Raw genomic sequence first — 20,112 nt, 5'->3', positions numbered from 1 at the left:
AATGAAGAAACTGACGCGATCAAGAAGCAACAAAAAAGTGGCGGGGGTTCTAGGCGGAATTGCAGAAAGATATGGATTGAATGCCAACTTACTGCGGATCATTTTCCTTATCGCCTTAATACCAACTTCCGGAGGCCTGCTTTTCGTGTACCTGCTCCTAGTATTCTTGTTATCCAAGGAAGGAGATTCCTTCCGTGATTAGATGGATCATCAGTGTTCTTATCAATGCAGTCATATTAATGGTTTGTGCACTGATTTTTAAAGATGATTTTCAAATTGTCAGCATTTGGGCAGCGGTCATAGCGAGCCTCGTCCTATCTATTATTAACGTTTTAATTAAACCGTTCTTAATAATATTGACCCTCCCTGTCACGGTCCTGACTTTGGGTCTGTTCCTGTTTGTCATCAATGCGATTACGCTTATGATTACACAGGGAATCATGGGAGATGCTTTTAATATCAGCGGTTTCGGTACATCCTTGCTGGCCTCCATTGTTATTTCCCTCCTCCATCTGATTGTTCAGAAAGGTGTTATTGAACCGATGAGGGAGAACAAATAAAGTTAGGCGCTGTCTAAACAGCACCCACAACAGGGATACGCATGCTGAGCGTTTCCCTGTTTTCATTTGCAGATGATTTCGGGTTGAGCGTCATTCCGGCGCGGCTGCGGAACGATGTGAGCCCGAAAGCGTGAAGAGCAAAGGAGTCGTCTCTGCCCGATTCCTCGACGGATCACCGAAAAGGATTCAGCCATAATGTTAAGGTAACTCATTATCATCTTAGACTATTTTCTGAACACAAATGATCACTGGTACTTTTTCCGAAAATGGGAATGATAACGACCAGGTGATAAGATGAAAACTTTTCGAATACTGCTGATTTCACTCGTGATATTTATTCTGACGGCTCTGCCTTATGAGGGGCATGCAAATGAAGATTTCTCTTTTGTATGGATGACGGATACCCAATATTATGCGAAAGCCCATCCTAAAATCCTGATCAGCCAAATGGACTGGATCGTAAAAAACAGAGTTCCTGCCAGGATTTCTTATTTGACCCATACAGGAGACCTGGTGCATAATCCGAGGGAATACAGCCAATGGGAAAGAAATGACCAGGCATTCCGCAAGCTTGACGATCAGGGATTTGCCTATGGTGTTCTGCCTGGGAATCATGATTTTACTTTTGACGGCGGCCTCCAGCCTTACCACCGTTTTTTCGGCGAGCACCGCTTTAAATCCAAGCCTTTTTATAAGGTTTCTTTTCTGGATAACTGCGGTCACTACGATATAGCGGGTGGAAAGCTTTTTGTTTACATGGGCTGGTGCAAGGCTGGAAAAGGCGAGGTGAAATGGATGAACCGTGTTCTGAAGCATCATAAAAACTTGGATGCAGTCCTTGCCTTTCATGATTACTTAACGTACAAAGGGACCCGAAGCAAAAACGGAGAAAGAATATACCAAGAGGTAGTAGTGCCGAACAAAAATGTAAAACTCGTCCTAAGCGGGCATTATTATGGAGTATCAGCAAGGCTGGATACTCCGCAAAAAGGCAGAAAAGTGTATCAGCTGCTGGCCAACTACCAGGGCCTTGCTGAGGGAGGCGGAGGATATCTGAAGATTCTCACCTGGAAACAGACCGGCATTCAAGTGAGAACATACTCTCCGTATTTAAATAAAGAACGGGAAAAACCATATGTACTAAAGCTGGATTAGTTCAAAGCCTCCTGTCAGTCGTCAGGAGGTTTTCTTCTAAATGGAATATGGTGAGCCCTCATATGCATCTGCCAAGTCCGTGTTTCGTCTGAAATAAATGATGGATTGGGGAAAAAAGAACCCCGTATAGGTAAAGCGCTGTTACCGAAAGTCTACATCCGCAGAGATAAAAGTGCTAAAATGGAAGAAGATTTTACATATGGTGTTTGGCTAAAGGGAGGACACATCTATGCCTAAAGTACGTACAAAGGATTTAATGGAAAAGTTTAAAATGGAGCTCATTAGCGGTGAAGAGGGAATTAACCGTCCGATTACGACAAGCGACCTGTCAAGACCGGGGCTTGAAATCGCAGGGTATTTTGCCTATTACCCAAAAGACCGGGTACAAATTCTCGGGAAGACAGAGCTCTCTTTTTTTGAAAAGCTGCCAAGACATGAAAAAGAAGAACGGATGGCTGGATTATGCACGTCCATTACTCCGGCAATTATCGTGTCGAGAGATCTGGAAATTCCGGAAGAGCTTAGAGAGGCTTCTGAAAAAAATGGTGTGCCTGTTTTAAAATCTTCTATGAAAACAACTCGTCTTTCCAGTCATTTAACAAACTTTTTAGAAAGCAAGCTTGCCCCTACTACGGCCGTTCACGGAGTTCTGGTTGATATTTATGGGGTCGGTGTGCTGATTATCGGAAAAAGCGGAGTAGGGAAAAGTGAAACAGCTCTTGAGCTAGTGAAACGCGGACACCGTCTGGTAGCAGACGATTGTGTAGAAATCCGCCAGGAAGATCAGAATACGCTGATTGGGAATGCTCCCGAGCTGATTGAGCATTTGCTCGAAATCCGCGGTCTTGGAATCATTGATGTGATGACCTTATTCGGCGCTGGTGCTGTCCGCAGCAACAAGCGCATTACACTTGTCATCGATTTGGAGACATGGGACGCGAAAAAGCAATATGACCGCTTAGGGTTAGAAGAAGAAACCATGAAAATCATCGATACGAATATTCAAAAGCTAACTGTCCCTGTTCGTCCGGGCCGAAACTTAGCGGTGATCATCGAAGTGGCTGCGATGAATTTCCGTCTGAAAAGAATGGGGCTGAATGCGGCTGAGCAATTTACTACAAAGCTTGCAGATGTAATTGAAGAAGGAGAGCGCTGATACAGCTGTCAAAAGAGGAGTGGAAGGAAATGATCGGAACGATCCAGCCGCTCAATCCGATAGCGATTGAGCTTCTAGGACTGAAGGTGCACTGGTACGGAATTATTATCGGCTTAGGCGCCCTGCTCGGCTTGTGGATTGCAGTAAGGGAAAGTGTCAGAAGAGGTTTTCACAAAGATACATTTATTGATTTAGTTCTGTTTGCGATTCCCATTGCCATTATTTGTGCAAGGCTCTATTATGTTGCCTTTCAATGGGATTACTACTCTCAAAACCCCGCGATGATTCCTCAGATCTGGCAGGGAGGGCTTGCCATCCACGGCGGCTTAATTGGAGCGGTTGCAACGGGAGTGGTTTTCTCGAGAATCAAAAAGATTTCATTCTGGAAGCTTGCGGACATCGCGGCTCCAAGTATCATTCTTGGCCAGGCCATTGGCCGCTGGGGTAATTTCATGAACCAGGAAGCCTTTGGCGGACCGGTAACAAGGGGATTTTTGGAAAGCCTTCATCTACCGAACTTCATTATTAATCAAATGTACATAGACGGACAGTATTATCACCCGACATTTTTATACGAATCACTCTGGAATCTGGCAGGCTTCGCCTTGCTCATGTTTTTGCGGAGAGTGAATTTAAGAAGAGGGGAACTGTTTTTATCGTACGTCATTTGGTATTCTGTCGGCCGGTTCTTTATTGAAGGAATGAGAACGGACAGCTTGATGCTGACAGCAAACCTTAGAATTGCGCAGGTCATTTCCATAGTCCTGGTTTTAATAGCAATCTCTTTGATCATATATCGCAGAAAGAGCGGACTTTCAAAAGCGCGTTACCTGGATACAGAATAAGGGGTGATTAGACTGAAGGCAAGTTTAGCAAAAGGCTGGAAAGCAGGGCTTTCGACAACCTGGACACTTGGAAAAGTCATTTTTCCTGTCACACTTCTTGTAGGGATCCTTCGCCATACCCCTGTACTGGATTGGATCATTCACGCCATCACGCCTTTGATGGGACTGATTGGACTAAGAGGTGAGGCAGCCATTCCTCTCGTTCTTGGAAACTTTTTAAACTTGTATGCCGGAATTGCCGGGATCTTAACACTGGATTTATCCGTAAAAGAAGTTTTTATTTTAGCGGTTATGCTTTCTTTTTCCCACAACCTTATCATTGAATCGACGGTTGCGGCAAAGGTCGGAGTTAAGCTTTGGCTTATTCTTATTGTGAGGATTGGCCTGGCGCTCGTATCGGCTGCTGTAATCAACGCGGTCTGGCACGGCGGCGGAGAAATGGCCCGGTACGGATTCATTGCGAAAACCCAAAGCCAGCCGGATGGCTGGGGAGAAATACTGCTTGAAGCGGTCGGAAAAGGTCTGCTTGGCATTGCGCAGCTTGCAGCCATTGTCATTCCGCTCATGATCATCATGCAGTTTATGAAAGATTTTGGCTGGCTCAAAGTCTTTTCAAGATGGATGGCACCTGTCACAAGATTTCTCGGCATGAGAGAAAATACGTCAATGACACTTGTTGCCGGTTTAACGATTGGCCTTGCCTATGGAGCGGGAGTCATGATCCAGGCGGTAAAGGAGGATGGGGTCAGCTATCGGGATCTCACCCTGGCTTTTATCTTTCTCGTATCCTGCCATGCCGTTGTGGAAGACACACTTATTTTTGTCCCGCTCGGGATACCGGTTCTGCCCTTATTTCTAATAAGGGTGATGACAGCCGTCGTATTGACCGTCATTATAGCGAAGTGCTGGAAACAGCCTGATTCTTCAGCAAGAAAGGAACCTGTTCATGAAAAGGAATACCATTCTGTTTGATTTGGACGGAACACTGATTAATACAAACGAACTGATTATTGAATCGTTTTTGCATACGCTGAATCATTACCGTCCCGGCCAATACAGCCGGGAAAAAGTGCTGCCTTTCATTGGGCCAACGCTGGCTGAGACCTTTCAATCGATTGATCCCGAAAAAACAGATGAAATGATTGGGATGTACCGCTCATTCAATCATAAGCAGCATGATGAGCTAGTAACGGAGTTTGCCACTGTTTTCGAAACGGTGGCAAAGCTCCATCACGAAGGGTTCAAGCTTGGAATTGTCACAACAAAAATCCGGGATACCGTCAATATGGGTCTGAAGCTGACGAAGCTTGACCAGTTTTTTGACGTGGTAGTCACTCTCGATGATGTCGAGCACGCCAAACCCCACCCGGAACCGGTATTAAAAGCATTGACATTGCTTGGATCACAGCCTGATGAGGCCATTATGGTTGGCGATAACCACCATGATATAGAAGCCGGAAAGAATGCCGGCACACTGACAGCAGGCGTTGCCTGGACAATAAAAGGCAGAGAGTATCTTTCAGCCTATGACCCCGACTATATGCTGGAGCAAATGAGTGATTTGCTCCATATTGCCGGAGTGGAATAATTGTGCGAAGGACGACACGCTATCCGGTGACCGGAGCCAACTCTCTATGGCATATATACAAAACGGTGCCATTCTGGAAAGTAGCCAGAAACTTTGCCGTCATCCAGCTTGCCAGATACACCCCGTTTCTCGGCATGAAAAATTGGATGTACCGCACCTTTCTCGGAGTGGAAGCGGGGAAGCAGACATCGTTTGCCCTCATGGTCATGCTCGACATCATGTTTCCTGAAAAAATTAAAGTAGGCCGCAATACGGTAATTGGCTACAATACGACGATTCTTGCCCATGAGTACCTGATTAAAGAATATCGTCTTGGAGATGTGATAATCGGCGATGAAGTCATGATTGGCGCCAACAGTACGATTTTACCTGGAGTGACCATCGGAGACGGAGCCATCGTCTCCGCCGGCACCCTCGTACACAAAGATGTCCCTGCCGGCGCATTCGCAGGCGGCAACCCGATGCGGATTATTTATACAAAAGAAGAAATGGAAAAAAGAGCGATCATGGAACCCGCTGAACAGATAGACTGATTCTGTTCAGTGGGTTTTTCTTTTTAGGGGATTGGTGATTGATCGGATGATGAAGTACGGTCATAACGGGAGGGACAGTGGGCGCCGGGAAGACGTGGAAAGAGCGGCGATGTCCGGGAACAATGTCCGGGAAGACGTGAAAAGAGCGGCGATGTCCGGGGACAATGTCCGGGAAGACGTGAAAAGAGCGGCGATGTCCGGGAACAATGTCCGGGAAGACGTGGAAAGAGATGCGATGTCCGGGAACAATGTCCGGGAAGACGTGGAAAGAGAGGCGATGTCCGGGAACAATGTCCGGGAAGACATGGAAAGAGATGTGATGTCCGGGAACAATGTCCGGGAAGCCCCGGTTGAGAGCTGATGTCCGCGAACAATGTCCGGGAAGGCTGGATTGAGAGCTGATGTCCGGCAACAATGTCCGGGAAGACTTGAAAAGAGCGGCGATGTCCGGGAACAATGTCCGGGAAGCCTGGATTGAGAGCTGATGTCCGGGAACAATGTCCGGGAAGCCCGGATTGAGAGCTGATGTCCGGGAACAATGTCCGGGAAGCCCTGATTGAGAGCTGATGTCCGGGAACAATGTCCGGGAAGGCCCGAAAAGAGCGGCGATGTCCGGGAACAATGTCCGGGAAGGCTGGATTGAGAGGTGATGTCCGGGAACAATGTCCGGGAACAATGTCCGGGAAGGCTGGATTGAGAGCTGATGTCCGGGAACGATGTCCGGGAAGGCCCGAAAAGAGCGGCGATGTCCGGGAACAATGTCCGGGAAGCCCCAAAGAGCCGATGTCCCCAAACACCCCAGTGAGAGCCACTATCCCGATCCAGAGGATTACCAGCACCTTTTTGCCCTCCTCCTTCTGAATAGGTTGAAGAATGATAAAAAGAGGGAAGCATACAAACAGATAATAATTTTTCCTTGAATGAATGCCTTTATTTTGTTAGTATGGTACCATATTAGCGAACTAAAGGATTTTGAACATTTCGTATAAATTGGGGGTTCCGATTGATGTTTATGTTTGAAAAGCCTCTTGGCATGAGGGATACGCTTCCTGCTCTTTATAAAAGGAAGAGTGCGGTCAGGAAGAAAATTATGAGGGAAATCAGCGGATGGGGATACGATTTTATTGAAACTCCTACGCTTGAATATTATGAAACGGTTGGTGTACAGTCGGCGATTTTGGATCAGCAGCTGTTTAAATTGCTGGATCAGCAGGGGAAAACACTCGTGCTCCGGCCGGATATGACGGCTCCGATTGCGAGGGTGGCGGCTTCTAGGATGGCAGGAAATTCTCCGCTCCGGCTTTCTTATCAGGCGAATGTATTCAGGGCGCAGCAGCGGGAAGGCGGACGTGCTGCGGAGTTTGAGCAGATAGGAGTGGAATTGATCGGGGATGCGTCCATCAGTGCGGATGCGGAGGCCATTTCTCTTATGATTTCTGCGCTTCGTGCTTCCGGTCTTCAAAATTTCAGGGTAGCTATCGGCCATATTGGGTTTGCGGATGCTCTTTTCAAAGAGATTCTTGGGAACCAGGAACGAGCTGATAAGCTAAGACGTTTTCTTTATGAGAAAAATTACGTCGGATACCGCGAGCATGTAAAATCTCTTGCATTGTCTTCTATTGATAAGCAGCGCCTTTTGGATTTTCTTACGTTAAGAGGGGATGCGGGTAAGATGCTTGAGGCTCTGTCCATCTGTGAATCCAATGATTGCAGAGAGGCCATTGATGAGCTTCAAAAGCTTTGGAGCATGCTTGAAGAATTCGGCGCAGCTGAATATGTAAAGCTTGATTTAAATATTGTCAGCCATATGAGTTATTACACAGGGATTTTATTTGAAGTATATACGGATAAGGTTGGTTTTCCGCTTGGAAATGGCGGAAGGTATAACCGCCTGATGGAGAAATTTGACCGCCCTGCGGCGGCGACTGGTTTTGGCCTGCAGCTTGGCCAGCTTCTTGAAGCGCTGGATGAAACGGAAAGAGAAGAACCGAAGTATTGCGTGATTTTCTCCCAGGAGCGGATAAGAGAAGCGATCGAGTATGCCGGTTCTTTAAGAAAAGACGGGAAAATGACGGTGCTCCAAAATCTTTCCGGTGTGGAGGATGTGGATTCCTTTACAAAGCAGTTTGAAGAGGTGGCTTATTTTATCGGTTCGAAAAGAGGTGCTTCTGATGAGTGATGTGCTGACGATTGCAATGCCTAAAGGAAGAATTTTTGAAGAGGCTGCTGAGCTTTTGAGGGAAGCCGGCTACAAACTTCCGCCGGAGTTTGACGACAGCCGCAAGCTGATTTTGGATATTCCGGAAGAAAATCTCCGCTTCTTTCTGGCTAAGCCGATGGATGTGTCTACCTATGTTGAACACGGGGTTGCAGATGTAGGCATTGCAGGAAAAGATGTATTGCTTGAAGAAGAAAGGGATGTGTATGAGGTGCTGGATCTTCAAATCAGCCGCTGTTATTTGGCCGTTGCCGGTTTGCCGGATCATCCGATGAGTGAGGTGGCACCGAGGATTGCGACGAAGTATCCAAACATTGCGTCCAGTTATTTCAGGGAACAAGGTGAGCAAGTGGAGATTATTAAGCTGAATGGCTCTATTGAGCTTGCTCCTATGATTGGCCTCTCCGACCGCATTGTTGATATTGTTTCTACAGGCCGTACGCTTAAGGAAAACGGGCTCATTGAATATGAGCACATTACGGAAGTGACGTCCCGGCTGATTGTCAATCCTGTCAGCTACCGGATGAAGGATGTCCAGATTGATGAACTGGCGGAGCGTCTGTCAAAAGCGGTGAATAACCGGTAGGGAGGGAAGACATATGGTTAGAGACATTATTGAAGACGTAAAAAAACAGGGCGATGAAGCGCTGAGACGGTATACAGAGAAATTTGACGGTGTTCGTCTGGATTCTTTTCGGGTCACAGAAGAAGAAATCCGGGATGCTTACAGTAAAATAGAAGATTCCCTGCTTGCGGTTATCAGGGAGGCTATAGAGAATATTACGCTTTTTCACAGCAAACAAAAGCGGGATTCCTGGTTTATGACGAATCCGGATGGAACCGTGTTGGGACAGAAAGTAACGCCGCTTGACTCGGCCGGAGTGTATGTTCCTGGCGGAACGGCTGCCTATCCGTCATCGGTTCTTATGAATGTCATCCCGGCTCAGGTAGCAGGGGTTGAACGGATTGCGATGGTTTCTCCCCCTTCCAAAGAGGGAACCATTCCGGCAGGCGTTCTTGTTGCCGCCAATGAGCTTGGGGTAACAGAAATTTATAAAGTAGGCGGAGCACAGGCAGTCGCTGCACTTGCTTATGGAACGGAAACGATTAAACGTGTAGATAAAATTGTCGGTCCCGGAAACATATATGTCGCAACTGCAAAGCGGGAAGTATTTGGGGATGTTGATATTGATATGATTGCCGGACCAAGTGAAATCGCCGTTGTGGCGGATGAGTCGGCAAGGGCGAATGAGGCAGCCGCTGATCTTCTTTCCCAGGCGGAGCATGATCCCCTTTCCAGAAGTATTTTGATTACGACCTCCAGTGCTTTTGCAGAAGAAGTGAAGCGTGAAGTGGATAAACAGCTGGAGGATTTGCCGCGGAAGGACATTGCCAAAGCATCTATGGATCAAAACGGCAAATATCTCGTTGCGGAAACAAAAGAAGAGGCAATCCGGATGGTCAACGATTTGGCACCTGAGCATTTGGAGCTTTTAGTAAAGGATCCTTTTGACTGGCTTGGTTCAATCCGCCATGCAGGGGCGATCTTTATGGGCCGGTATAGCTCAGAGCCTGTCGGTGATTATTTTGCCGGCCCGAACCACGTGCTTCCGACAAGCGGTACGGCCAGATTTTCGAGTCCGCTTAATGTCGATGACTTTACGAAAAAATCAAGCGTTATCTACTACAGCAGGGAAGCGTTTGAAAAAAATGCAGCAAAAATCGCAGAGTTTGCACGGTACGAAGGACTTGAGGCACATGCCCGTGCTATTGAAGAACGTTTGAAAGAGAGGCAATAATCCATGTCCAGAAAATCTTTTATTGAACGGAATACAAATGAAACGCAAATAAGCTTAGAGCTGAATATTGATGGGGAAGGAAGATCTGATCTCGAGACAGGCGTTCCTTTTATGACTCATATGCTTGATTTGTTTGCCAAGCATGGCCAGTTCGATCTTACGGTTAAGGCTTCTGGTGACATTGAGGTGGATGACCACCATACAACGGAGGACATCGGCATTTGCCTTGGACAAGTGTTCCGTGAAGCGCTTGGTGACAAAAAAGGAATCAAGCGATACGGTTCAGCGATCGTTCCAATGGACGAAGCTCTTGCGCAGGTAGTAGTGGATTTAAGCAATCGTCCGCACTTTGAAATGAAGGGGAGCCTGCCAAGTTCGAAAGTCGGCACATTTGATACAGAGCTTGTCCATGAATTTTTATGGAAGGTTGCCTTAGAAGCAAGGATCAACCTTCATGTCATCATTCATTATGGACAGAATACCCATCACATCATTGAAGCTGTCTTTAAAGCATTGGCCCGTGCACTGGATGAAGCGTCAACGATTGACCCTCGCATAAAAGGGGTTCCATCGACGAAAGGAATGCTGTAAATGATCGGAATTATTGATTACGGAATGGGGAATATCTTCAGTGTCCGCAAAGCGCTGGAACGAATGGAGATTCCTTACTTTGTCTCCGGGATACGCGAAGATTTAATGGAAGCAGACGGGTACATACTGCCGGGAGTCGGAGCGTTTAAGGATGCGATGCAAAATCTTCATGCCGATAGTCTGGCGGATTTTATTAAATCTGAGGCAGCAAAAGGAAAACCGATTCTTGGAATATGCCTCGGGATGCAGCTGCTTTTTGATGAAAGTGAAGAAAATGGCCGGACAAAAGGACTGGGATTGCTAAAAGGCAAGGTAGGAAAACTCCCGACCAAAACGGCAGGCGGCAAGCAGAAGGTTCCTCATATGGGATGGAATGAATTGATTATAAAAAATGAATCGTTTCTGATTAATGGCCTTGGAGGGCAGCACGCTTATTTTGTGCACTCTTTTTATGTGAGAGCGGACCAGCCGAAAACGGTTCTGGCGAGTGCCGATTACGGGATTGAGGTTCCTGCAGTAGTAGGGAGCGGAAATGTATACGGCACCCAGTTCCATCCCGAAAAGAGCAGTACAGCGGGTCTGGCCATTTTGAAGCGGTTTGCTGAAAAAGTAAAAGAGGGGGCGAATGCATGAAGCCGTTCATATTATATCCGGCCATTGACATGAGAGACGGCAAGTGTGTACGACTTATTCAAGGTGATTACAATCAGGAGACGATTTATGGGGATTCACCTTTTGACATGGCAAAACGCTTTGCCGATCAGGGGGCAGAATGGATTCACATGGTTGATTTGGATGGGGCTAAAGAAGGAAGGCCCGTAAATAGCGAACACGTTATAAGCGTCGCCCGCGAACTGGATGTAAACGTACAGATTGGCGGCGGAATCCGGACGGAACGCGATATTGAATGGTACCTTGGCCAAGGTGCTGACCGTGTCATTCTGGGAAGCGCTGCTATATCCGATCCTGCCTTTGTAAAGGATATGCTTTCCAAATACAAAAAGAAGATTGCCATCGGTCTCGATGCGAAAGACGGCTTTGTCTCAACAGAGGGATGGCTGAACACATCCCGTGTAAAAGCGGCCGATCTTGGAAAAGAGCTTGCGGAGCATGGGGCGGAAACGTTCATTTTTACGGATATTGCAACGGATGGCATGCTGTCCGGCCCTAATATTCAATCCACCGCTGAGATTGCAAGAGCAACCGGAAAAACGGTTATTGCTTCAGGGGGAGTCAGTTCCATAGAAGATCTTCAAGCTCTTTCCCGCGAAGATGGAATTTCAGGAGCGATTATCGGCAAAGCGCTCTATACAAACCGTTTTGCTTTAAAGGATGCTCTTCAAGAGGTGACAGGCCGATGATTACTAAGCGAATTATACCCTGTCTTGATGTAAAGGACGGCAGGGTGGTAAAAGGTGTACAGTTTGTGGAACTGAGAGATGCAGGAGATCCGGTCGAGCTTGCGAAGTTTTACGATGAAGAAGGGGCGGACGAGCTCGTTTTTCTTGATATTTCAGCCTCTCACGAAGGCCGGAAAACCATGATTGAAGTTGTGGAGCAGACCGCATCAGAACTTGCGATCCCGTTCACAGTTGGCGGAGGAATCAACAGTCTGGAAGATATGAAAGCGATCCTTCGTGCCGGAGCAGATAAAGTCTCTGTCAATACAGCCGCCTTGCTTAACCCTCATCTTATATCCGAAGGTGCTCTTTACTTTGGCTCCCAGTGTATTGTTGCAGCTATTGATGCCAAATACGATGAAGAGCTTGGGAGCTATCGGGTCTATACACACGGCGGGCGAAAGCCGACAAAATGGGAAGCCGTTGCCTGGGCAAAGGAAGCAGTAAAGCGCGGAGCAGGTGAAATATTGCTTACAAGCATGGATCAGGACGGGGCGAAAAGCGGTTTTGATCTGGATTTGACCCGTCAAATCAGTGAAGCAGTCCCTGTGCCGGTTATCGCCTCCGGCGGAGCAGGAAACGCGGATCATTTTTACGATGCATTTGAAGAGGGAAAGGCGGATGCTGCCCTTGCCGCGTCCATATTCCATTACAAAGAGACGTCTGTTAAGGAAGTTAAAAGCCAGCTGAGAAGCAGAGGAGTGAACATGAGATGAATGCAGATGAAGTGCGTTTTGATGAGAAAGGCTTAGTTCCTGCCATAGTTCAGGATGCGATAAGCAAAGAGGTTTTGACACTTGCCTATATGAATAAAGAATCGCTGGATAAAACCATTGAAAGCGGAGAGACCTGGTTTTTCAGCCGATCCCGGAATGAATTGTGGCATAAAGGGGCAACCTCGGGAAACACTCAGTCCGTTAAAGAACTGCGTTTCGACTGCGATCAGGATGCAGTCCTCGTTCTCGTTGAACCAAACGGGCCGGCTTGTCATACAGGGTCCTATTCTTGTTTTGAAAAAGGAGAGGCAAAAGCTTCGAACAATCCGTATGCGATTCTGAGTGAACTGGAACAAGTTATTGCAAAGCGCGATACAGAGCGTCCGGAGGGTTCTTACACGACGTATCTTCTGACGGAGGGGGTCGACAAGATTTTAAAGAAAGTCGGCGAAGAGGCATCAGAGGTTATTATTGCAGCGAAAAACCGCAGCCATGATGAATTGAAATGGGAAGCGGCTGATTTGATTTTTCATCTGCTCGTCCTTTTAAGGGAGCAAAAGCTTCCGTTCAGCGAAGTAATGAAAGCACTGGAAGAACGGAAATAATCACTTTCAAAAAAACCAGCGGCCAACTGTGCAGCTGGTCTTTTTTTGCTGCTATTTATTAATGTAAACCCGGATCTATAAATCACATACAGGGGCAAAAGGATTGCGAAGTATCATATGGCTCTTGATTTTTAACCCTGCTGGAAGGTAGGGTGCAGAGGGACAGATGACACCTGCAGGCACAAAGCAAAGAGGAGGGTCAGGCAGTCCGCAGCACAAGCCAGCTGTAATCAACAGCCCATTTTTGCAAAGCTTTTCGATAAAAAATTCCTTTATCAAAAAAAGGAATTTTTGCTTTTTTGTGGGGGGACGGCCGTCTGCCCTGTTGTGTACGTGTTAAACTATGGTATACTAACGTACGGTTAAATGTATGAAATGGAGGATTTCCGTGGGAAAACAACTATTTGATCGACAGCAAAAAGCGCAGGTTGTTCCTTTTTTCCAGAACGGCTCCTATTATTACCGCAGAGCTTTAAAAGCTTATCGGGTAGAGCATAATTTGGAAAAAGCGAGCAAGCTTTTAAAACGGGCGGCAGCGCTCGAGCCTGACAACTCTAATTTTCTTTCCCAGCTTGCCATGATTTATACGGAAATGGGAAATTACCAGGAATCCAATGAAATTTTGACTGATATAATGGAAAAAGTAGATCCAACCATGATCGATTGTCATTATTTCATGGCGAACAATTATGCGCATCTTGGGCTTTTTCACCAGGCTTATAAAAGTGCGACAGCTTATTCAACTGAAGCTCCTGACGGAGATTTTATAGAAGATAATGAAGAATTACTTGATTTGCTGATGATTGAAGGGGAAGACGAAGATCCTTCCTTTGAAGATTCAGATGAACTGATTATAAAGCAGGAAACGGCAAGGTCCCTTCTCGAAAACGGCAAACTGGACGAAGCGATCGCATTGCTGCATGAAATTATTGAAGAATTTCCGGAATTCTGGTCTGCTTATAATAATTTGTCCCTTGCTTATTTTTATTCTGGCAATGTGGAAAAAGCAAAGCATTACCTTGAACTTGTTCTTGAACTGAACGAGGGCAATTTGCATGCGCTTTGCAATCTGCTTGTGTTTTACTATTACGAGCGCAAGGATCCTGAAGTTCATGCATTAACAGAACGGCTGTCTATTGTGCATCCGATTATGGTCGAGCACCGCTATAAGCTTGGAGCCACATTTGCCCTGATCGGAAAATATGACCTTGCGTTTAAATGGCTCCGGTCTCTGCAGCGGCAGGGATTTGAAGGAGATGATACCTTCTTTTACTGGCTATCCTATTCAGCCTGGCACCTCGGTCAGGAAGAACTGGCAAAGTCGGCATGGGCACGGGTTATTCGCGAGAATCCTTCGAAAGCCGGTTCTGAACCATGGGAGAATCGATCTTCTTTAAAGGATATGAGCTTGCAAGAGCGTCTGACGCTGGTATATATCGCTTCAAAATCCAACCAGCTGGAAGAAATCAGGCATCACCATGCCCTGAAGCCTCAATCAGAACTGGAAAAGGAATTTTTAAAACAAACCATGACCCGGGATGCGGATGTGAGTAGCACAGGTGCAAGGCTCTTTTTTGCAGCTGAAGCCCTGAAACATCAGCTGGGTTCTATTGAAGAGAAAACGTTCCTTTCCTTTTTCGAAATGATGCTTAAAGCGAATGCGGCTAAGCTTAGCCTGAAGAACAGCCATGCCTGGTCCGCTGCTTTTTATTATCTGTTTAAACAAAAAAGCGGGGAACGTGTGACCAAAACGGAAGCTGCCCATGCTTTCGGAGTGACGGTATCTACGCTGACAAAGTATGAGCGGCTTGTACAAAGTCTTTAAACTTATGAAAAGATCAGCAGACAGGTGCTGAGCTTTTTTTCTGAGCAAAAAAATAGCGTGTTTTTTTATTATTTAATACGATGGAAGTAAGGAATAATAATACGAACTAATCATCCGAAAAGGATTTTTTGTAAGGAGTGAAAGAAGTCATGGCAGAAGAAAAAATTTATGACGTCATTATTGCCGGAGCCGGTCCGGCCGGATTGACGGCTGCTGTTTATACATCCCGTGCAAATCTTTCTACGCTTATGATTGAGCGCGGAATACCTGGCGGACAAATGGCGAATACAGAAGACGTTGAAAACTATCCCGGATTTGATCACATTCTCGGGCCTGAACTTTCCACAAAAATGTTTGATCATGCTAAAAAGTTCGGTGCCGAGTATGCATATGGGGATATTAAAGGCATTGAAGACGGCGAGGAATTTAAAATTGTCCGTGCCGGCAGCAAAGAGTATAAAGCACGCGCGGTCATTATCGGTACCGGTGCAGAGTACAAAAAACTGAACGTTCCCGGCGAAAAAGAACTGGGCGGACGGGGTGTATCTTACTGTGCTGTCTGCGATGGAGCATTCTTTAAAAATAAAGAGCTCGTTGTAGTCGGCGGAGGGGATTCAGCGGTGGAAGAAGGCGTCTATCTTACACGCTTTGCTTCAAAAGTGACCATTGTTCACCGCCGTGATCAATTAAGAGCACAGAAAATTCTTCAGAAGCGTGCATTTGACAATGACAAAATTGAGTTCATCTGGAACCATACTGTCAGTGAAATTCACGAAGAAGGCGGTAAAGTCGGCAGTGTTACGCTTGTTAACACCCAGACCGGCGAAGAACAGCCGTTCAAAGCAGATGGAGCCTTTATCTATATCGGCATGGTCCCTCTGTCACAGCCGTTTGAAAATCTTCGGATTACAAATGAAAATGGCTATATCGAAACAAATGAGCTAATGGAAACAAGAGTGCCCGGCATTTTTGCAGCGGGGGATATCCGCGAAAAAACGCTTCGCCAGATCGTTACCGCAACAGGCGACGGAAGCATCGCGGCACAAAGCGCACAAAACTATGTAGAAGAGCTGCATGAAAAGCTTAAAGCGTCAAAGTAAAACCGTAATTAGGTTTTAACTCTCCTGTAACACAGGTGAAATAAACATGGGGTAAGATAAGAATAGTAATTGACCCCCTTTTATAAATATGTTTAGAGCGCAGGTACCCTTTCCTGCGCTCCTTTTTTTTGCCTTCTTAGCTATCATCCCGGCACTTGTGCAGACCATACAAGCAGGACGTTTTGACATTCCCTTGCAATTTAAAAGGTTCGTTCGTTGTGAGTGAAGTATATAAATAGTATAATTAAGTGAATGAAATCTGGCTTACCACAACGAGGTGAACGACGTTGCAGCGTGTTACGAATTGTGTCTTAAAAAAAGACGATAAAGTTCTTCTTCTTCAGAAACCGAGAAGGGGCTGGTGGGTCGCTCCCGGCGGGAAAATGGAGCAGGGTGAATCCTTAAAAGATTCCGTTATCCGCGAATATCGGGAAGAAACAGGCATATATTTAAAAAATCCTGAAATAAAGGGGATCTTTACCTTTTTGATTAAGGAAGGGAACGAAATTGTCTCTGAATGGATGATGTTTACCTTTTTTGCAGAGGATTACAGCGGTGAACACGTGGATGAATCTGAAGAAGGCCTCATTGCCTGGCATGACCCGGCAGCTATTGCAGATCTCCCTATGGCGCCAGGTGACCATCATATTCTTGATTTTATGTTAAAGGGATCAGGTGTCATCTACGGCACATTTACGTATACAAAAGATTTTGAACTGCTGAGCTACAGGCTCGATCCCCAATAAAAATATACCCTTTGTCTGCATAAGAAGGGGAGGAGGAAATTCCGGATGGAACTGACAAGCCAAAATATTGGACAGGAAGAGAGCACTCAGACTCACTCAGACATTCAAATGGTCATTATTACCGGAATGTCCGGCGCAGGCAAGACAGTTGCCATTCAAAGCTTTGAAGATTTAGGCTTTTTTTGTGTAGACAATCTCCCGCCAACTCTTCTTCCGAAATTCTTGGAACTGATGAAGGAATCAGGTTCCAAGATGAACAAAGTGGCTCTTGTAATGGATTTAAGGGGCCGCGAATTTTTTGACAGCCTTTTCCAGGCTCTTGATGAAATCGGAGAATCTGCCTGGATTACTCCGCAAATTCTATTCCTGGATGCCAAGGATTCAACGCTTGTTACCCGCTACAAGGAAACAAGACGCTCACACCCTCTCGCATCTACGGGACTTCCGCTTGAAGGAATTCAGATTGAAAGAGAACTGCTGGAGGAGTTAAAAGGACGCGCCCAGATCATTTACGATACGTCCGACTTAAAACCCCGCCAGCTCAGAGAGAAAATCCTGAAGCAATTTTCCGCAGCTGAAGAACAGACCTTTACGGTCAATATTATGTCCTTTGGCTTTAAATATGGTATCCCGATTGATGCCGATCTTGTCTTCGATGTAAGATTTCTGCCGAACCCTCACTACATTGAACACATGAGGCTGAAAACTGGCCTTGAAGAAGAGGTCTCTTCTTATGTGATGAAATGGAATGAAACATCCAAGTTTCTTGAAAAGGTTCTCGATTTGCTGACATTTATGCTCCCTTATTATAAAAGGGAAGGCAAGAGCCAGCTTGTTATTGCGATTGGCTGTACAGGAGGCCAGCATCGCTCGGTAACGCTTGCCGAACACATCGCGGGGTATTATAAAAAGGATTATAAGGCCCATGTGTCCCACCGCGATATTGAAAGAAGAAGCAAGAAATAGACGTGCTGCCTAAAATCGTCATAATCGGCGGAGGGACCGGGCTCTCTGTTCTGCTCCGGGGACTCAAGGTCTATCCGGTTGATATTACGGCAATCGTGACTGTCGCTGATGACGGCGGGAGCTCAGGCCGCCTCCGTGATGAATTGAAGATTCCTCCTCCTGGGGATATTCGAAATGTTCTGGCCGCGCTCTCTGATGTAGAACCGCTGGTAGAAGAACTGTTTCAGCATCGATTTAACAAAGGGGACAGCCTGACAGGCCATTCGCTTGGAAACTTGATACTGGCTGCCATGACCAATATTACAGGTGACTTTACCCACGCAATTAAGGAAATGAGCAAGGTGCTTAATGTTAGAGGAAAGGTTCTTCCGGCAGCGAACAGCAGTGTTGAACTGCATGCTGAAATGGAAGACCGATCCGTCGTTTCCGGTGAATCCAAGATTCCTGCTTCTGCGAAGAAAATTAAGCGGGTATTTCTTACTCCGGAAAATATTGATCCGCTGCCTGAAACAATTGATGTCATTCAGGAAGCTGATTTAATTATACTTGGACCAGGAAGCTTATATACAAGCATCCTGCCAAACCTGCTTGTTCCGAAAATCGGACAGGAAGTGTGCAAGGCAAAAGCGAAGAAGGTTTATATATGCAATGTTATGACTCAGCCGGGTGAAACACTGGGCTATAAGGCGAGTGATCATATAAAAGCTCTTTATGATCATATGAACTGTGCATTTATCGATACCATCCTTGTGAATGCAGACACCATTCCTGATACGATCAAACAGCGCTATGCTGCGGAACTTGCACAGCCTGTGCATGCAGATCTGGATGAACTGGAGAAACTCGGGCTTTCTATCGTACATGAGCATTTGATTACCGATGACCGGGACGTAATCAGACACGATACGAATAAAGTTGCGAAACTTCTTTACGGGATTTTGCAGAAATCCATCTAGAGCAAGCGCGTGCACAACGGAAAATGGAGGTGCAGAATATGTCTTTTGCATCCGAAACCAAAAAAGAACTGACACAGGTTGAAATCAAGGGCTGCTGCCTGAAAGCTGAGCTTTCCGCTCTTATCAGGATGAACGGTTCCCTCTCCTTCTCAAACAGAAAATTGGTTCTGGATATTCAGACAGAAAATGCGGCAATTGCCCGCAGAATATACATTTTACTAAAGAGACAGTATGAAGCGGCGGTTGAGCTGCTTGTCCGGAAAAAAATGCGGCTTAAAAAGAACAATGTTTACATTGTAAGGCTGACAGAACAGGCAAGAGAAATTCTTGAAGATTTAAAAATACTGGGCGAATCCTTTACGTTTGTAAGGGAGATCTCACCTGAACTGATTCACAAGAAATGCTGCAAACGCTCCTACATGAGAGGCGCATTTCTTGCTGGAGGTTCCGTGAACAATCCTGAGACATCTTCATACCATCTTGAAATTTTCTCGCTTTACAAAGAGCACAGTGACTCTTTAAGCGAGCTGATGAATACATTTCACTTAAACAGCAAATCCCTTGAAAGAAAAAAAGGGTTTATTGCCTATATGAAAGAAGCCGAAAAGATTGCGGAGTTTTTAAACATTATCGGAGCTCATACGGCACTTTTGAAATTTGAAGATATCCGCATTGTCAGAGACATGAGAAATTCCGTTAACCGGCTCGTCAACTGCGAGACCGCTAACCTGAATAAAACCATCGGCGCAGCATTAAGACAAGTGGAGAACATCCAATACATTGACAGCAAAATCGGGCTGGATATGCTTCCGGAAAAACTTAGGGAGATTGCCCGGCTGAGAGTTGATTACCAGGATGTTACGTTAAAAGAACTTGGTGAAATGGTCTCCAGCGGAACAATCAGCAAATCGGGAATCAACCACCGGCTGCGGAAGCTCGATCAAATTGCGGATCAGTTAAGAGCCGGAAAGCCGGTTTCCATGAAATAATTCAATTGGGGGATATGGTGTTTTTTTGCTTAATGGCAAAGGCACTTAACATAAAGATCAAAAGGGAGAGGGGATTCATATGGTAGAGAAGCAAGTGGAAGTCCGCCTGAAAAATGGCCTGCAAGCACGTCCTGCAGCTTTATTTGTTCAAGAAGCCAATCGATATGGCTCGGACATTTTTCTCGAAAAAGAAGGAAAAAAGGTAAACGCCAAAAGCATTATGGGATTAATGAGTCTTGCCATTGGCACAGGTTCCACAATCACGCTGATCGCAGAGGGGCATGATGAACAAGAGGCGCTTGAAGCGCTTGAGGAATATGTGCATCAGGAGATATAAAAAACGGATTGCCTGAAAAGGGCAATC

At 46.0% G+C, this 20,112-nt stretch carries 23 protein-coding genes and 1 pseudogene; all 24 read left to right on the top strand.

The features are described from left to right. Position 1: 1 nt before the first annotated feature. The 24 genes and pseudogenes from CEF21_RS19945 to CEF21_RS19830 all read left to right on the top strand — a co-directional run bounded on the left by CEF21_RS19945 (position 2) and on the right by CEF21_RS19830 (position 20,085). Positions 2-202 carry a PspC domain-containing protein gene (locus CEF21_RS19945; protein ID WP_123919424.1) on the top strand — a complete coding sequence of 67 codons (201 nt, stop codon included), beginning with the start codon at positions 2-4 and terminating at the stop codon, positions 200-202. Further along, entirely contained in the window at positions 195-560 is a 366-nt protein-coding gene (locus CEF21_RS19940; RefSeq protein WP_123919422.1) for a phage holin family protein, read from the top strand. Before CEF21_RS19945 ends, CEF21_RS19940 begins: the two co-directional genes overlap by 8 nt. A gap of 294 nt (positions 561-854) precedes the next feature. Next, entirely contained in the window at positions 855-1,715 is an 861-nt protein-coding gene (locus CEF21_RS19935; RefSeq protein ID WP_123919420.1) for a metallophosphoesterase, read from the top strand. 229 nt (positions 1,716-1,944) lie between these two features. Next, positions 1,945-2,871, top strand: a complete 927-nt coding sequence (hprK, locus tag CEF21_RS19930; RefSeq protein WP_123919418.1) for an HPr(Ser) kinase/phosphatase — start codon at positions 1,945-1,947, stop codon at positions 2,869-2,871. A gap of 29 nt (positions 2,872-2,900) precedes the next feature. Continuing rightward, entirely contained in the window at positions 2,901-3,716 is an 816-nt protein-coding gene (gene lgt / locus CEF21_RS19925) for a prolipoprotein diacylglyceryl transferase (protein WP_123919416.1), read from the top strand. A gap of 12 nt (positions 3,717-3,728) precedes the next feature. Next, positions 3,729-4,688 (top strand): nucleoside recognition domain-containing protein, encoded by a 960-nt coding sequence (locus tag CEF21_RS19920; protein ID WP_123920443.1) that lies wholly within the window; start codon positions 3,729-3,731, stop codon positions 4,686-4,688. Continuing rightward, the gene (gene ppaX, locus CEF21_RS19915; RefSeq protein WP_123919414.1) at positions 4,663-5,304 is read left to right on the top strand and encodes a pyrophosphatase PpaX; all 642 of its coding nucleotides are present in this window, start codon (positions 4,663-4,665) and stop codon (positions 5,302-5,304) included. The genes CEF21_RS19920 and ppaX overlap by 26 nt, the downstream gene beginning before the upstream one ends. A 2-nt stretch (positions 5,305-5,306) precedes the next feature. Further along, positions 5,307-5,837, top strand: a complete 531-nt coding sequence (locus tag CEF21_RS19910) for an acyltransferase (protein WP_123919412.1) — start codon at positions 5,307-5,309, stop codon at positions 5,835-5,837. 46 nt (positions 5,838-5,883) lie between these two features. Next, positions 5,884-6,198 (top strand): hypothetical protein, encoded by a 315-nt coding sequence (locus CEF21_RS19905; RefSeq protein ID WP_123919410.1) that lies wholly within the window; start codon positions 5,884-5,886, stop codon positions 6,196-6,198. Positions 6,199-6,843: 645 nt separating this feature from the next. After that, positions 6,844-8,016 carry an ATP phosphoribosyltransferase regulatory subunit gene (locus CEF21_RS19900; protein ID WP_123919408.1) on the top strand — a complete coding sequence of 391 codons (1,173 nt, stop codon included), beginning with the start codon at positions 6,844-6,846 and terminating at the stop codon, positions 8,014-8,016. Continuing rightward, a complete protein-coding gene (gene hisG, locus CEF21_RS19895; protein WP_123919406.1) occupies positions 8,009-8,641 on the top strand; it encodes an ATP phosphoribosyltransferase in 633 nt (210 codons plus the stop codon). The genes CEF21_RS19900 and hisG overlap by 8 nt, the downstream gene beginning before the upstream one ends. 1 nt (position 8,642) lies before the next feature. Continuing rightward, positions 8,643-9,854, top strand: a pseudogene (gene hisD / locus CEF21_RS19890) (histidinol dehydrogenase); the annotation flags it as partial. Between the two features lie 3 nt (positions 9,855-9,857). Beyond that, positions 9,858-10,445 (top strand): imidazoleglycerol-phosphate dehydratase HisB, encoded by a 588-nt coding sequence (hisB, locus tag CEF21_RS19885; protein WP_123919402.1) that lies wholly within the window; start codon positions 9,858-9,860, stop codon positions 10,443-10,445. After that, positions 10,446-11,078: an imidazole glycerol phosphate synthase subunit HisH gene (gene hisH / locus CEF21_RS19880; RefSeq protein WP_123919400.1), complete on the top strand. Its 633-nt coding sequence runs from the start codon at positions 10,446-10,448 to the stop codon at positions 11,076-11,078. Further along, complete coding sequence (gene hisA / locus CEF21_RS19875; protein ID WP_123919398.1) at positions 11,075-11,806, top strand: 1-(5-phosphoribosyl)-5-[(5-phosphoribosylamino)methylideneamino]imidazole-4-carboxamide isomerase; 732 nt, start codon at positions 11,075-11,077, stop codon at positions 11,804-11,806. Before hisH ends, hisA begins: the two co-directional genes overlap by 4 nt. Then, the gene (hisF, locus tag CEF21_RS19870) at positions 11,803-12,561 is read left to right on the top strand and encodes an imidazole glycerol phosphate synthase subunit HisF (protein WP_123919396.1); all 759 of its coding nucleotides are present in this window, start codon (positions 11,803-11,805) and stop codon (positions 12,559-12,561) included. Before hisA ends, hisF begins: the two co-directional genes overlap by 4 nt. Continuing rightward, the gene (hisIE, locus tag CEF21_RS19865; RefSeq protein WP_123919394.1) at positions 12,558-13,166 is read left to right on the top strand and encodes a bifunctional phosphoribosyl-AMP cyclohydrolase/phosphoribosyl-ATP diphosphatase HisIE; all 609 of its coding nucleotides are present in this window, start codon (positions 12,558-12,560) and stop codon (positions 13,164-13,166) included. Before hisF ends, hisIE begins: the two co-directional genes overlap by 4 nt. Positions 13,167-13,554: 388 nt before the next feature. Further along, positions 13,555-14,991, top strand: a complete 1,437-nt coding sequence (locus tag CEF21_RS19860; protein WP_241156720.1) for a tetratricopeptide repeat protein — start codon at positions 13,555-13,557, stop codon at positions 14,989-14,991. Between the two features lie 149 nt (positions 14,992-15,140). After that, positions 15,141-16,091, top strand: coding sequence for a thioredoxin-disulfide reductase (gene trxB, locus CEF21_RS19855; protein WP_123919390.1), 951 nt, complete (start codon positions 15,141-15,143; stop codon positions 16,089-16,091). Positions 16,092-16,378: 287 nt separating this feature from the next. Then, positions 16,379-16,837, top strand: a complete 459-nt coding sequence (locus CEF21_RS19850) for an 8-oxo-dGTP diphosphatase (protein ID WP_123919388.1) — start codon at positions 16,379-16,381, stop codon at positions 16,835-16,837. 45 nt (positions 16,838-16,882) lie between these two features. Next, positions 16,883-17,803, top strand: a complete 921-nt coding sequence (gene rapZ, locus CEF21_RS19845) for an RNase adapter RapZ (RefSeq protein ID WP_123919386.1) — start codon at positions 16,883-16,885, stop codon at positions 17,801-17,803. Continuing rightward, positions 17,800-18,759, top strand: a complete 960-nt coding sequence (locus CEF21_RS19840) for a gluconeogenesis factor YvcK family protein (RefSeq protein ID WP_123919384.1) — start codon at positions 17,800-17,802, stop codon at positions 18,757-18,759. Before rapZ ends, CEF21_RS19840 begins: the two co-directional genes overlap by 4 nt. A 38-nt stretch (positions 18,760-18,797) precedes the next feature. After that, positions 18,798-19,748: a DNA-binding protein WhiA gene (gene whiA / locus CEF21_RS19835; protein ID WP_123919382.1), complete on the top strand. Its 951-nt coding sequence runs from the start codon at positions 18,798-18,800 to the stop codon at positions 19,746-19,748. A gap of 79 nt (positions 19,749-19,827) precedes the next feature. Next, on the top strand, positions 19,828-20,085 hold the full coding sequence (locus CEF21_RS19830; protein WP_123919380.1) for an HPr family phosphocarrier protein: 258 nt from the start codon (positions 19,828-19,830) through the stop codon (positions 20,083-20,085). The last annotated feature ends 27 nt before the right edge of the window (positions 20,086-20,112 follow it).

The sequence above is a fragment of the Bacillus sp. FJAT-42376 genome, assembly GCF_003816055.1.
In the GTDB taxonomy this organism is placed as follows: Bacteria; Bacillota; Bacilli; order Bacillales; family Bacillaceae; genus Metabacillus_B.
This window is presented reverse-complemented; position numbering and strand designations above follow the sequence as displayed.